Genomic DNA, 13,271 nt, shown 5'->3' on the forward strand with positions numbered 1-13,271 from the left:
AAAAAACGCATTTTCTCCTGCGGTGCTTTTTTCAAGGATGATTATTCAATGTCCTACGGGAGAAAAGGTCAGTGGGAGACCCCACAGGCGCTTGCGCCGAGGAGAAAGGAAAGCGAAGGCGACTGCCCAGATCCGACAAGCGCTGGAGGGCCTGAAGCAGAAGTCGTTCTTTGACTTCAGCTGAAGGACCGAAGCGACCTCGAGGAGCTAGGAGCCGGAGCTAGACAGGCTCCCAGGCCGCCCATGGAAAGCGAAGCGCCTGGAGCGGAAATCAAATAGACAATCTGTCATCGTTTTCCTATATAGGGAGTGCCCTATAAGCACATACTAACATTGAAACAGCTTGTCTGTTTCAAACTGTAAGCTCATAAATGGAGGGATACCGAATGGGTCGACGATCAAGGCGTTTTGTAAAGCAAGGGTCGGATTCAGTATCGAGGCATAGCCAGCGCATCCCGTACCATATGACGTATGCCGAGGCCGAGGAACGCAAATTGGCAGATAACCGTGAGTCCTCGAACGGAGGTATATAACACATGGCCAATCAGCTTTTTCAACAGGCAAGGCATTTTACAGCAGCTGCTCTGACTGCACCAACTGAAGGAAGGCAGGAAGCCATAGACAAAGCGAAAAACGCTCTTAGCTCTGCATATGCCAACTCCACCAGGGCTGAGCAGATTCAGCTTGGCGAAATGCAATCAAGGCTTGATAACCTCGAATAACAGGATTGCATGATGCAGCTGTACGTCAACATGAGCGTAGGAAAAGCCAGGACATCCGTCCCGGCTTTTTCTGTCTAGCTCCACAAGGAAATCTTCCCCAATATTGTATCGCACGAAATTACCCGTTAGCGTAATGAGGAGCGCCTAGCCAGCGCTTTTCTTATTGATTGGCACCTTTAAATTGTTGAAGGACAACGGCTACAGGTTCACCTGTTATTGAACCTCCTGCATCCTTTTCATACAAGTTTAGAATGAGTGTTCCGTTTTTGGGAAGCTGATTTGCTGGTATCTTCAGTGTTAATTCGAATTGTGCCCATTCAGGATATTTACTCCCCGAAACAACTTTCATCTCTTTAATCAGCTGATTGTGTCCATCCTCAACTGTATAAAAGAATTCCCCTGTCCGTGGCCTGGCCTTGCCAGAAACCGTATAACGGCCGTTTGAACCAGTTACATTAATAGTATGAAACACAGTGTTTTCTGACGGTTCTTCTGAACGGAGGTTGTCTCCGGTTCCTGGAACTTTAATTTCTGTTTGTGCCTTCATACCTTCAGGATTTACTTGCTTGCCATTGAACTTTACAGCTTTAATATGAACTGCTGCTTTATACAGTCCCTCTGGAACCCGTATTCCGTCCGCAGAATAATTCCACGCATCCTTCCATTCCTTCGTCCCTCCTGCAGGAACTGTTACATACTGGAATGCCTGGAGAAAGGCTTTTCCTTTCGAGGAGGAGTACACTTCACTTCCATTTTTATCGAGAACCACGACTTCATAAAACTCCGAGGTTGGAAATTCAAGTTTTGCTGGCCTGTCGGTAGGATTAAAGAGAATGATGCGGAATTGTGCAGCCTCCGCCCCAGGGTCGGCCTGGATTGATACTGTCACACCTGGTTCCGGGTTCTCTTGATTTTGGATAACTGGAATCCAGGCAGAAAGAAGCAGCCAGGAAGCGATTAGCAGATTCATGATGTTCCCTCCATATTTTAAAATTGACACCATTCATAGGTTCTTTTTTTACCGGCTAAAAAATACATCAGTCCCGCCGAAATAATCCCAGTACGGCGGTGGTGGGCATAATATTGGTAAAAGCATTAGGATCTATTTCTTTAATAATCCGTTCAAGATCGAATAGCTCATAACGGGTAATGACGACCATAAGAATCTGCTTCTGTTCATTTGTATAACTTCCTTTGGCTGGTATTTCTGTAACCCCACGGACCAACAAAGCCTGAATGGCTTTGCTTAAATCCTTGCTTTTTTTCGAAACAATTAGCGCCGTCAGCTTCTGGGCCCGGGTGTGAATCGCATCTATCACTCTTGTGGAGGCATAAAGATTCACAAGGGTATATAAGGCTTTTTCCCAGCCAAATAAATATCCAGCCGACAAAGTGATGATTGAATTTAAAGCGAATATATAGATTCCAACCGGTTTGTCCTTTACCCTGGAGAGGACCATCGCAATGATATCGAGTCCCCCTGTTGAAGCGCCCCATTTTAACGTAATGCCAATGCCAACTGCAGCAATGACTCCCCCGAAAACCGCATTCAGGAGGATATCATTGGATATATGCCTTACCGGGATGAGTTCAAGGAAAAAAGACATAAGGACAACACTGATAAAGCTGTAAATCGTGAAGGACCTCCCTACCTTTTTCCAGGCAAGGATGGTAACAGGAATATTCAATATGAGTACCAATAAGCCTGTTGAGATTTCAAAAGGTGTAATTCCGGTAAGAATCCTTGAAAGCAGCTGTGCGGCACCAGTAAACCCAGAAGCATACACATCGGCTGGAATTAAAAACAAATTCATGCCGATTGCATTAAGTAAGGCACCGATGATGACAATGAACAGTTTCTTTGTATGAAGCCAATTCATTCGTTCAGCCCCTTTCCATACTTACCTGTATAGTTCCCGTTTTCAGCTAAATATGTCCAAACTTCATTGTATTTTTTAGGTGAAACCGATAAACTGAAGTAAGAGAACAAGTTTGAAAGCAGGTGATAGTATGGCAGTAAGACTATTTGCGGACAGCGCATGTGATTTGCCGCTGGCTTTTTATGAAGAGAATGGGGTCGGCCTTTTCCCATTGAAGGTCCTTCTGGACGGTGAAGAATACGAGGACGTGCGGACCATTTCCCCAAAAACAGTATTTGAAGCGATCCGAAACGGCAAGATGCCAAAGACATCCCAGGCCTCGCCTGCTGGTTTCGAAAAAGCATTTACCGAAATGGCAGAAAATAAGGAAGATGGAATATACATAGCGTTTTCATCCCAGCTCTCCGGTACTTACCAGACAGCAGTCATGGTCCTCGAACAGGTGAAAGAAAAATATCCTGATTTCAGACTGACTATCGTGGACACAAAAAATGCTTCTCTTGGTTATGGTCTTATTGTCCTTGGAGCGGCCAAACTCGCAGCGTCAGGGGCATCAAAAGAAGAAATTCTTGCCGATGTAGAATTCCGAAGCAGGCATATGGAGAGCTTGTTTACAGTCGAAGACCTCGATCATTTGGCAAAGGGCGGCCGTGTTTCAAAAGCGTCAGCATTCCTTGGAGGGCTTTTGAATATTAAACCGCTGCTGAATGTTGAGGACGGCAAACTTGTCCCGATTGAAAAAATTCGCGGCAAGAAAAAGCTATTGCGCCGTGTCGTTGAAGTGATGGGAGAGCGCGGACAGAATTTGAATCAGCAGGTAATAGGGATCAGCCATGCCGATGACCTTGAAACCGCAACTGAAATGAAGCAAATGATTGTTGACGCATATAGCCCGCGGGAAGTCTATATTACCGACATCGGCTCGGCAGTGGGCGCGCATACAGGACCCGGAACTATTGCGATTTTCTTTCTGAATGAGCTTCGTCGTTCCTAATTTTTTTGTAAAAGCGTTCTGCATACTCCTTTCCGGTTCTACAGACACTAAGTCTGTATTATCTGGAAAGGAGTTTTTACTATGCCCCACACATCAGACAATGACAAAAAAGCAAAAGACAATAACGCGCTCCGCCACGAAAAAAACATGATGCGCGAAAAGAACCGGAAAGCCGGCAGGGATTCGTATTCCAAGAAGACCGATCATTTATAAGTTAAGGAAGGGGCCCGGATATACGGGCCTTTTTATTTTATAGGAATGTCGGACTTGGTTGATTTCAAGTTAAATGCTAATTAGGGTTACACTTTTTTACAAAAACCCAACTCAGCATGGCAATTTCTCACTAGCTGTACTCAGAGACTTACTAGTCATACGCTATACAAATCTAGTAATACTCTGAGTAGTACTACAAAGTACTATTCATCAAAGCTGCACTTTTTTACTAAATCTAACCTGCAGGTGGGCAATTTTTCACTAGTCATACTCAGAGACTCACTAGTCATATGGTATAAAAATCTAGTAATACTCTGAGTAGTACTAGAAAGTACTATTAATCAAAGCTCCACTTTTTCACTACACCTAACCTGCACATAGCATTTTTTCACTAGTATTACTCAGAGACTCACTAGTTACCCACTCCGAAAATATAGTAACACTGAAAACATCACGCTGTATTGTACTAATACCATACTGAATACAGCACTTTTTCACCAACAATTATCCGTAAAAAAAACCGGACCCATGAATTGGATCCGGCTGCAATTGCACTTATTGTTCCTTTTTATACGTCCAGGCGCCTTCCTGATACACTTTGCCATCCTTCATTAATTTTCCAAGCGCCCGCTTGAATGCGCCTTTGCTCATCCCGAAACGCTCCTTGATATCCTCGGGCTGGCTTTTATCGGTAAACGGCATCGCGCCATTTCGAGACAGCAGGTAATCAAAGATGGATTCCGCATCCTCTTCTAGTGATTCCTGTTTCCGCGCAAGCAAGGATACATTCACGGAACCATCCTCTTTTACATCAATGATCCTCCCTTCAACTTTTTGCCCGAGACGCGGTTCTTCGGCACGCTGTGATTCATGAATGAATCCCCTGAAACCTTCTAGCGTATGAATCCAGCTTCCTACCTTCGCGGTCCTGTAAATATGACCCAGGACATTTTTATTAAAATCAGAGCGTGTTGCTTTTGCTGAAATCTCCTGGATAACTGGATCTGTTGCAAGCTTCGCATATAGCCTGTACTGGCGATTCACTCGGATTGTGGCATAAACCATATCCCCCACTACCGGCCAGATGGACTTGTGAGCTGGCAAATCCTCTTCGCCCAGCAAAATGTCCTTCTGGATACCGATATCCAGGAACACACCAATGCCTGGTTTTGTATCAACAACCTTCAGCCAGGCATACTCGCCTGCTTTAATCGACGGCATTTTAGACGTCGCGACCACCCGTCCATGAGCATCGGGATATAGAAAAACCTCAACTTTGTCCCCTTCCTCATATTCTGACTCAGCCTCATTGCTGTGAAGCAGCACATCCTCTTCCCCATCAGTCAAAAAGAACCCATAAGCAGCTTTCCTTGCTACATCCAATGTTACTATTTGTCCTACCTGTTCAATTAAAGCCATTATTGTACCTCCATCTATTTCTTCTGGGACCTGGTACGGAACATATTCCACATTCCGTTTGGCACTATCCCTCTCTTTTGCCATCTATTGTTTCACCTTCTATATTCTACTATAATGGAACATGGAAAGAAAAATCGTATCGGAGGTATTTCATGTCAAAAGATAGCTCATTTGATATTGTATCCAAAGTTGATTTTGAAGAAGTGAAAAACGCCTTAACTGCAACTGCCAAGGAAATCTCAACGCGCTATGACTTCAAAGGATCGAAAAGCCAGGTAACCCTGGATAAAGAAGAGCTTGTGCTTGTCTCTGACGATGAATACAAGCTGGGCCAACTGAAAGATGTTCTGATTAGCAAACTGATCAAGCGCGGCGTGCCGATCAAGAACCTTGATTATGGAAAAATCGAGGGTGCCTCTGGCGGTACAGTTCGCCAGCGTGCAAAGCTAGTTCAGGGTATCGACAAAGACAATGCCAAGAAAATCAATACGCTTATTAAAAATAGCGGCCTTAAGGTGAAAAGCCAAATTCAGGATGACCAAATCCGTGTAACGGCAAAAAGCCGTGATGACCTGCAACGGATCATTGCCGCGGTCAAGGAAGCAGACCTCACAGTTGATGTTCAGTTCCTTAACTACCGCTAAATGTATTGTGAACAACCGGGATAAAATGTCCCGGTTGTTTTTATATTTTTGACCTGGAAGCGAGCAGTTTTTTTGGTTTTCCTTAAAGATCACTTTTTAGATCCCCTAAAGCAATTACTCCTTTAAATACCCCCAAAACTTTCCCTTCAATAGCCGATTTATTCAATGGTCCGAAATATCTTGAGTCCAACCCTCTAAAACCAGTCATTCCTTAGCACGAATACTAACTCAACCTCCCCTTCTTGATAAAGGATGGATAGCTTTGGTTTTTCCGCCTGTTCCCGACTTCATAAACCCAATGAAGGTGGGCAGCCCACTATTTTCCCGCTTGTTCCCATCTTCATAAGCCAATTGGAAACATGCTCACTCCTAAAATTAGGGTTCTTCCGTTTTTTTCCACGTTAGTATTTGCCTTAAAAAAGGAAATATGGGGGTAGGACTAATTATAGGAGGCTGATACGATGAACGAAGAAAAACTTCCAAAGAAGTTCCCGCCACAGGAACAGGAACACCAGCCTGGGGTTGAAGGAAAAATGGATCCGGAACCGATTTCAGTTGACCCTAACTACAAGGGCAGCGGGAAATTGAAGGACAAAGCTATCCTGATTACCGGCGGCGATAGCGGTATTGGTAAATCAGCGGCGATTTATTTTGCCAAGGAAGGCGCGGATGTAGCGATTGTTTATCTCGATGAAACATCAGATGCCGATGATACACGGCGCCAGATTGAGGATGAAGGAAGAAAGTGCCTGCTTATCCCTGGTGATGTTGGCAATGAGTCCTTTTGTAAGGTCGCCGTTGAGAAAACAATTGAGACGTTCGGCAAGCTTGATGTCTTAGTGAACAATGCTGCGGAACAGCATCCGCAGGACAGCTTGATCGACATTTCATCGGAGCAGCTTGAAAAGACATTCCGTACCAATATTTTTTCAATGTTTTATTTAACTAAGGCAGCTCTGCCACACTTGAAAAAAGGAGCGTCCATTATTAATACTGCTTCTGTGACGGCTTATGAAGGAAATCCAACACTTATTGATTATTCATCCACAAAGGGCGCGATTGTTTCCTTTACCCGCGCACTATCCAATTCTGTTTCCAAAGATGGAATCCGTGTGAATGGTGTTGCGCCAGGTCCGATTTGGACGCCGCTTATCCCGGCAACATTCGATGCAGAAAAAGTTGCCAAGTTCGGGTCTGATACGCCAATGGGCCGTGCAGGACAGCCATTTGAGCTTGCACCAGCCTATGTATTCCTTGCTTCCGATGATTCTTCCTATATTAGCGGACAAGTCATCCATATTAACGGAGGAAAGGTCTTAAACGGATAACCACTAATTCACAAACAAGCCGCCCCACAAGGAGCGGCTTGTTTATATTTTTGATAAAATAATTCTTTCCCCGCTCGGGCCAGCCGAGGAGCTTCTTTCGACCAGATGATGCTTGATAATAATCCGCTTCGTCGGTTCTTCTGGCTTTTTGATCATTTGAATCAAGCTTCTGGACGCCTGGAATCCGAGTTCGAAGATATTGATATCGACTGAAGTAAGCGGTGGCCGGGCCATTTCTGCCAAAAGGACATTGTTGAAGCTGACGACCGATATATCCTCAGGAACCCGAACACCTAGCTCATCCAGCATATTGAGAACACCCAGTGCCATGAAATCATCGGCAACAAGCATGGCCGTTGGCTGGTCAGTGTGTTCCATTAGTTCACGGACTGCCTCCATGCCGCCTTCCCGGAGAAATTCTTCATGGGTAACAAATTCCTTCCTTAACTTAATGCCGAATTCCTCAAGAGCAAGCTTGTATCCATTCAAGCGGTCAATCGTGACAACGAGATCTTGGCTGCCTCCAATAAACGCTATTTTCTGGTGGCCGAGTTCAATCAGGAATTCTGTTGCCTGTTTAGCTGCCTGGACATTGTCATTGTCTACATGGGTGATCTGTCCAACGTCTTTATATGGCTTGCCGACAACCACAAACGGAAAATCACGTTCCCTTAGATAATTGATGACTTTGTCCTTCACCTTCGAATATAGAAGGACGACACCATCGACACGCTTTCCCTGTACCATATGAATTACCGCATCGAGGATTTCTTCATCCGTTCCTCCAGTGGTCATCTGAAGCGCATAATTTTTTGCCCTTGCCCCTTCGCTAATCCCTTGAAGGACGACAGGGAAAAATGGGTTCTGAAAACCAACATCAGCGGATGGCATGATTACACCTATTGCCTGGGTTGATTGGCTAGCCAGGCTCCTTGCGATAAAGTTTGGATGGTAGCCAAGCTTCTCCATAGCTTCTTTTACTTTTTGCTTTGTCTTCTCACTAATTCTTGGATTGTTGGCAATTACCCTCGAAACGGTTGAAGGGGCCACATTTGCCATTTTGGCTACATCTTTAATTGTAACGGCCATCTTACTCACCCCTTTCCAAAAGAAAATATCTAAAAATATACTATTTGCTGACAATACTATTTTTCAATAATTATAAACGAAATGCTATCGTTTTTGCCGTTTCTTCAAAGGATTTTTTTATCTGGCCGTCCAAGTTCACCGTAACTTCACCTTCAATGCCATGGATAACCAATTCGATCTCATCCCAGACAGGTTTGAAGCTTCCCTCATCGGTAAAAGACACCGAAACAATATTATTCCTCTGCTCAAAGGCAAACCTGCGTTTTATATAGCAGCCTTCTTCATAACTGAATGTACTGCCATCATCATCGTAAACTTCCAATTCACTAGAAGAACCTTCCTTATAATAAAGATGGATAATAAGCCGCTGATCAGGAAGGGCTGCGGATAGCTTTGCATCCGTAAGAGCGAGAGCCGTTCCTTTTTTTATAAAAATCGGAAGTGTTTCAATCCCGGCGCTTACAAGATGATGTTTCCCGCCTTGAACAGGTTGGTCAGTCCAAAAATCCACCCATTCTCCTTCTGGCAGGTACACAGCCCTGCAAACGGCTCCCGGCTGCACGACTGGTGAAATAATGACGTTGTTTCCAAGCATAAACTGGTCAGAAATATTCCAGGTTTGCGGGTCGTCCGGATATTCCATCAGCAACGGCCTCATGACAGGTACTCCCGTCGCGCTTGCCTCCGAAAACAAGGTGTAAAGCTGGGGCATCCACTCATAGCGAAGGCGGATATAGCTCTTAATGATCTCTTCATATTTTTCTCCGAATGACCATGGCTCCTGCCTGACCGATCCAAGAACAGAATGATTCCTAAAGTAAGGAGTAAAAGCGCCAACCTGCATCCATCGTGTCAGCAGTTCTCCATTTGAATCATGGGCAAACCCGCCAACATCCGGTCCGGCCAGCGGGACACCAGACAAGCCTAGATTCATGACCATAGGCAGAGACATTTGCAGATGCTCCCAAAAACTGCGGTTATCCCCGGTCCAAACCGCGGCATAGCGCTGGATTCCGGCAAAGCCAGCTCTCGTCAGAATGAAGGTGCGCTTCCCCTTAAGCAGGTTTTTCATTCCATTATAAGTAGCTTCCGCCATCCTTAATCCATACACATTATGAAGTTCTTTATGTGTTTTTGGAATTCCATCGTTCTTATGGATGACATTCAGGTCCATTGTTTTCGTCTCATTAAAGACGGCCGGCTCATTCATGTCGTTCCATATGCCTTCGATTCCTTTTTCAGTATAGAAATGATGCAGCTCTCCCCACCAGTCACGAACCTTTTTATCCGTAAAATCGGGGAATGCGCTTGTTCCTGGCCAAACATCGCCGAAGTAAATGTCACCTTCAATGTATTTGCAGAACTGATCCATCCGTACCCCTTCAGCATACACCCCATAGTCAGGATCCTTTTTTACCCCTGGGTCAACAATCGGGACAAGCTGGATGCCATCTGCCCGCAAATCATCAGCGAGTTTTTTCAAGTCTGGGAATCGCTCCTTGTCCGTTGTGAAAACTCTGTACTCATTCATATAATGTATATCCAGATAAATAGCATCAAGCGGAATGCCTTTTTCCTTAAATAGCTCAACAAGCCTTCTTACTTCCTGCTCGGATTCATAGCTATACCGGGATTGGTGATAGCCAATTGCCCATTTCGGCGGAAGCGGCATCCGCCCAGTCAATTTCGTATACTGTTCCATGACTTCTTTAGGAGTTGGCCCAGACAGTATATAATAGTCCAGCTGTCCCCCTTCGGCAGCAAATGAATAAGTTTCTCCATCGGTACCAAGATCAAACATCGTTCTGAATGTATTATCAAAGTAAACACCAAACGCTTGGCCACCCGTTAAAACCATAAAAAATGGAATAGACTGATAGAGTGCATTGGTTTCAGGATTGTGTGGCGCAAAAACATCACTATTCCACATAACAAGCTTCTCACCACGCTTGTTGAGGTGGCCAGTTTTTTCGCCAAATCCATAAAACTGCGCATCTTCATTAAGCCTTTTCACACATTTAACTTCCTTATTATAAGAAGTAAACATTCCCCCTGGCGTTTCCTCGGCAAGCACTACGCCATTCGAGTCCTCAACCTTAATCCTCAGCGGCGACTTTTCTATGATAATTTTCAATTCTGGAGTAGATAAGTTAAAACGCTCATCATCCTCGTTGCAGGTCACGTTTGTTTCTTTGCCCTGGAAAGTTACGGCCGGACTTGTATCCTCTAACGCTTTATCGGAAAAGTTGGCAATGATTCGTACAATTTGTTCATTATAAAATTTAATTTTCACAAACCCATTTTCAGCCTTCAAATCAAGCCCATGCTTCAATACTGTGTGCTCGACTACCTTACCGATATCGATGTTCTTAACAGCTAGTTCGGCCATTTTCTTACCTGGCTGTATTGCAAAACTTGTATCCAGCATTAACACCACTCCCAAACTTAAACATTCTCTTGTTTTTTTCTACTTTTGATAAAAAGTAATGCCATACCAGTACCTAAAATGGCTGCAAAACCGATTAGATAAGGCGTGCTATTAAAGCTCTCCTCTTCCAATGAATACATTCCAGTTCCTCCACTACCAACCGAGATGCTGTATCCATCGCTATCGGAAGAAATAGATTGGTTGTCGAGTAATCCTTGGAGGGATTTGGTTTCACCAAGCTTTTCAATAGGAATTTTGACAGTTTGTTCACTGGATGTATTATTGATTGCTATAATAGTTGTTTCGTCATTGTATTGTCTTTTAAAAATTGCCATGCCGTCTTTCTCGTGTAACTTTTCCAGGCTTCCTCTTGTAAGTGAAATACGTTCTTTCCTGAGTTCCCCGAGCCTGGTAATATAGTCAATCAGTCCATTTTCAACAGTGAAATCCATTTGCCTGCGGTTGTCCGGATCATTCGTCCCATCTAAGGCTATTTCGCTGCCGTAGTAGATGATCGGGATTCCAGGTGCTGTATACATATAGGTAAGCGCCAGCTTCCATCGGGAAACCGGGTCTTCCTTTGCCAGCAATGCTTCTCGTGTAAAACGGACCATGTCATGATTATCAATGAAAGTTCCCATTAGAAATCGGTCTTCATACAATACTTTGTTTCTAGCGGCTGTTGAAAAAAGCCAGTCCAGCGTCTGATCCGGTTTGGCAAATGCCTCCCGAAGCTGCTCGTGAAGCGGGAAATCAACGAACCCATCAATCCCAGCCTTATCATATTGGGCGATATAATTCGGATCATCCGTCCATACCTCGCCAATTAGATAGAAATCCTCTTTCTGCGCCTTTACTTCTTTTGAAAACTCTTCCCAGAAGCTGACGGGTACATGGCGGACCGTATCAAGGCGGTAGCCGTCGATCCCAGTTTCGGTAATCCACCATTTGGCTGCATCAAGCAAGTAGTTTTTAACAGCCGGGTTATCTTGATTAAAATCCGGAAGATCATACAGCCAATTATTCTCAAGCTCCTCCTGGCTTTCCCAATTAACAATAGGTTTCTTGTCATGGAACCAGTCTGCTTTATCCGGGTCGTTTTGCCATGGATGGCTTGGGCCGACATGGTTGACAACAAAACCAAGAATGATTTTGATATCACGCTTATGCGCTTCCTCTACCAGCTTCTTAAACTCACTAATCGTTCCGAAATGTTCATCGGTTTTGTAAAAGTCATTAATCCAATAGCCATGGTAGCCACCTTCTTCATTATCAAAAACTGGTGTCAGCCAGATGGCTGTGAAACCCATATTCTTTATATAGTCAAGCTTGTCGATTATTCCTTTGAAGTCACCGCCATGATAAGCCTTTGGGTCATCAAGATTTGCATTAAAATCATTATTGGCATCACCGTTGCTGAACCTGTCAACCATTAGGAAGTAAATAGTCTCGTCCTGCCACTGCCTGTCAATCTTTTGGGCAGCTTGAACCGGTAATGCACCAAGGGCAAAACAGATTGCCAGTAGCAGAATTGCTGCACTTTTCCCCATAGTGTTTCTCCTCTTTTTGCGCAACTTGTATGAAGAATGCTTATATGGTTCTGTAAAAATTCCTTGTCATTTAATTCAATCAGCTTTAAAAAAGGGAAGGAGGCTTCCCCCCTTCCCTTTCCATTAAAGGTGTCTGGCAGCCCAACTCGGCTGGCCTTATTACCCTTTTGTTCCGCCTGCTGTCAGGCCGGATACGAAGAAACGCTGGAAGGACAGGAACAATATCGCGATCGGTACCGCAATTAGTACAGCCCCGGCTGCAAATGTTGTAAACTCTGCGCCAAATTGCTTGGCTACCATGTCGTAAAGCCCAACAGCAAGGGTATATTTTGTTTCAGTCCTAAGCAGGATACTCGCGATGATAAAGTCACCGAATGGGGCAATAAAAGCGAAAAGAGCAACAACTGCAATAATTGGAGTTGCCAGCGGCATGACAATCTGGGCGAATATTCTCATATGTCCCGCACCGTCAATTTTCGCTGATTCATCCAGCTCTTTCGGAATGGTGTCAAGATAACCCTTCATTAACCACGTATTCATTGGAATCTGTCCACCGGCATATACAAGTACAAGTCCAAGATGTGTATCTAAAAGCCCAGTCAGCTGTGCCAGGATGAAGATAGCTATCAGCGCTGCAAAATTCGGAATCATCTGCAGGACAAGGAAAGTCATTAAGCTGTTCTTCCTTCCAACAAACCGGTAGCGGGAGAACGAATAGGCAGTAAAGCTGACAAGGACAACAGTTAGCACCATTGTCATCACACTGACCTTCAATGAATTCCAGTACCAGTGCAAGTAATTGCTTTGACTAAGATCGAATAGCTCGCGATAGTGGGCCGTGGTTGCGTTTTTAGGGATAATCGATGATCCTGAAAGACTCTGGCCGGGATTGAAGGATGAACCGACAATCCAGGCGAGCGGGTACAAAATAATTACAAACATGATTGCAACGACTAAATACGTTAGGGACAAACGGATTATTTTTTGTTTTTTCATATTCATAG

At 44.4% G+C, this 13,271-nt stretch carries 14 protein-coding genes; 7 read left to right on the forward strand and 7 right to left on the reverse strand.

Annotation, left to right across the window (positions count from 1 at the left end):
- Nucleotides 1–48 precede the first annotated feature (48 nt).
- From TY16_RS27135 to TY16_RS17345, 3 genes are all read left to right on the forward strand, one after another.
- Nucleotides 49–174 (forward strand): hypothetical protein, encoded by a 126-nt coding sequence (locus TY16_RS27135; protein WP_269320307.1) that lies wholly within the window; start codon nt 49–51, stop codon nt 172–174.
- Nucleotides 175–386: 212 nt separating this feature from the next.
- On the forward strand, nt 387–533 hold the full coding sequence (locus tag TY16_RS26650) for a hypothetical protein (RefSeq protein WP_197028416.1): 147 nt from the start codon (nt 387–389) through the stop codon (nt 531–533).
- 3 nt (nt 534–536) lie between these two features.
- Nucleotides 537–722, forward strand: a complete 186-nt coding sequence (locus TY16_RS17345; protein ID WP_043933080.1) for a DUF3813 domain-containing protein — start codon at nt 537–539, stop codon at nt 720–722.
- A gap of 160 nt (nt 723–882) precedes the next feature.
- Here TY16_RS17345 and TY16_RS25335 read toward each other — a convergent pair whose 3' ends face one another.
- Both TY16_RS25335 and TY16_RS17360 read right to left on the reverse strand, forming a co-directional pair.
- Nucleotides 883–1,692, reverse strand: coding sequence for a BsuPI-related putative proteinase inhibitor (locus TY16_RS25335; protein ID WP_052342779.1), 810 nt, complete (start codon nt 1,690–1,692; stop codon nt 883–885).
- 67 nt (nt 1,693–1,759) lie between these two features.
- On the reverse strand, nt 1,760–2,602 hold the full coding sequence (locus TY16_RS17360) for a YitT family protein (protein ID WP_043933081.1): 843 nt from the start codon (nt 2,600–2,602) through the stop codon (nt 1,760–1,762).
- A gap of 130 nt (nt 2,603–2,732) precedes the next feature.
- Between TY16_RS17360 and TY16_RS17365 the strand changes: the two genes are divergently transcribed.
- Complete coding sequence (locus TY16_RS17365; RefSeq protein ID WP_043933082.1) at nt 2,733–3,596, forward strand: DegV family protein; 864 nt, start codon at nt 2,733–2,735, stop codon at nt 3,594–3,596.
- An 81-nt stretch (nt 3,597–3,677) separates the two neighbouring features.
- Complete coding sequence (locus tag TY16_RS25820; protein WP_077247798.1) at nt 3,678–3,809, forward strand: DUF3941 domain-containing protein; 132 nt, start codon at nt 3,678–3,680, stop codon at nt 3,807–3,809.
- A gap of 555 nt (nt 3,810–4,364) precedes the next feature.
- Here the strand turns inward: TY16_RS25820 and TY16_RS17370 are convergent.
- Nucleotides 4,365–5,228 carry a CvfB family protein gene (locus tag TY16_RS17370; protein ID WP_043934817.1) on the reverse strand — a complete coding sequence of 288 codons (864 nt, stop codon included), beginning with the start codon at nt 5,226–5,228 and terminating at the stop codon, nt 4,365–4,367.
- A 152-nt stretch (nt 5,229–5,380) separates the two neighbouring features.
- Between TY16_RS17370 and TY16_RS17375 the strand changes: the two genes are divergently transcribed.
- Both TY16_RS17375 and TY16_RS17380 read left to right on the forward strand, forming a co-directional pair.
- The gene (locus tag TY16_RS17375) at nt 5,381–5,872 is read left to right on the forward strand and encodes a YajQ family cyclic di-GMP-binding protein (RefSeq protein ID WP_043933083.1); all 492 of its coding nucleotides are present in this window, start codon (nt 5,381–5,383) and stop codon (nt 5,870–5,872) included.
- Between the two features lie 461 nt (nt 5,873–6,333).
- Nucleotides 6,334–7,200 (forward strand): SDR family oxidoreductase, encoded by an 867-nt coding sequence (locus TY16_RS17380; RefSeq protein WP_043933084.1) that lies wholly within the window; start codon nt 6,334–6,336, stop codon nt 7,198–7,200.
- 42 nt (nt 7,201–7,242) lie between these two features.
- On the opposite strand, the gene TY16_RS17385 is transcribed toward TY16_RS17380, so the two are convergent.
- The 4 genes from TY16_RS17385 to TY16_RS17400 all read right to left on the reverse strand — a co-directional run bounded on the left by TY16_RS17385 (nt 7,243) and on the right by TY16_RS17400 (nt 13,269).
- On the reverse strand, nt 7,243–8,289 hold the full coding sequence (locus tag TY16_RS17385; protein ID WP_043933085.1) for a LacI family DNA-binding transcriptional regulator: 1,047 nt from the start codon (nt 8,287–8,289) through the stop codon (nt 7,243–7,245).
- A gap of 70 nt (nt 8,290–8,359) precedes the next feature.
- Nucleotides 8,360–10,717, reverse strand: a complete 2,358-nt coding sequence (locus TY16_RS17390) for a glycoside hydrolase family 31 protein (RefSeq protein WP_043933086.1) — start codon at nt 10,715–10,717, stop codon at nt 8,360–8,362.
- 17 nt (nt 10,718–10,734) lie between these two features.
- Nucleotides 10,735–12,267, reverse strand: a complete 1,533-nt coding sequence (locus TY16_RS17395; RefSeq protein ID WP_043933087.1) for an alpha-amylase family glycosyl hydrolase — start codon at nt 12,265–12,267, stop codon at nt 10,735–10,737.
- A gap of 159 nt (nt 12,268–12,426) precedes the next feature.
- Nucleotides 12,427–13,269 (reverse strand): sugar ABC transporter permease, encoded by an 843-nt coding sequence (locus tag TY16_RS17400; RefSeq protein ID WP_043933088.1) that lies wholly within the window; start codon nt 13,267–13,269, stop codon nt 12,427–12,429.
- Nucleotides 13,270–13,271: the final 2 nt, after the last annotated feature.

The organism is Bacillus sp. EB01 (assembly GCF_000613125.1).
In the GTDB taxonomy this organism is placed as follows: Bacteria; Bacillota; Bacilli; order Bacillales; family Cytobacillaceae; genus Bacillus_D.

Bases quoted from the DNA above. Each gene is read 5' to 3' on its own strand.
- TY16_RS27135 (WP_269320307.1), top strand. From the start codon at position 49: ATGTCCTACGGGAGAAAAGGTCAGTGGGAGACCCCACAGGCGCTTGCG.
- TY16_RS26650 (WP_197028416.1), top strand. From the start codon at position 387: ATGGGTCGACGATCAAGGCGTTTTGTAAAGCAAGGGTCGGATTCAGTA.
- TY16_RS17345 (WP_043933080.1), top strand. From the start codon at position 537: ATGGCCAATCAGCTTTTTCAACAGGCAAGGCATTTTACAGCAGCTGCT.
- TY16_RS25335 (WP_052342779.1), bottom strand. From the start codon at position 1,692: ATGAATCTGCTAATCGCTTCCTGGCTGCTTCTTTCTGCCTGGATTCCA.
- TY16_RS17360 (WP_043933081.1), bottom strand. From the start codon at position 2,602: ATGAATTGGCTTCATACAAAGAAACTGTTCATTGTCATCATCGGTGCC.
- TY16_RS17365 (WP_043933082.1), top strand. From the start codon at position 2,733: ATGGCAGTAAGACTATTTGCGGACAGCGCATGTGATTTGCCGCTGGCT.
- TY16_RS25820 (WP_077247798.1), top strand. From the start codon at position 3,678: ATGCCCCACACATCAGACAATGACAAAAAAGCAAAAGACAATAACGCG.
- TY16_RS17370 (WP_043934817.1), bottom strand. From the start codon at position 5,228: ATGGCTTTAATTGAACAGGTAGGACAAATAGTAACATTGGATGTAGCA.
- TY16_RS17375 (WP_043933083.1), top strand. From the start codon at position 5,381: ATGTCAAAAGATAGCTCATTTGATATTGTATCCAAAGTTGATTTTGAA.
- TY16_RS17380 (WP_043933084.1), top strand. From the start codon at position 6,334: ATGAACGAAGAAAAACTTCCAAAGAAGTTCCCGCCACAGGAACAGGAA.
- TY16_RS17385 (WP_043933085.1), bottom strand. From the start codon at position 8,289: ATGGCCGTTACAATTAAAGATGTAGCCAAAATGGCAAATGTGGCCCCT.
- TY16_RS17390 (WP_043933086.1), bottom strand. From the start codon at position 10,717: ATGCTGGATACAAGTTTTGCAATACAGCCAGGTAAGAAAATGGCCGAA.
- TY16_RS17395 (WP_043933087.1), bottom strand. From the start codon at position 12,267: ATGGGGAAAAGTGCAGCAATTCTGCTACTGGCAATCTGTTTTGCCCTT.
- TY16_RS17400 (WP_043933088.1), bottom strand. From the start codon at position 13,269: ATGAATATGAAAAAACAAAAAATAATCCGTTTGTCCCTAACGTATTTA.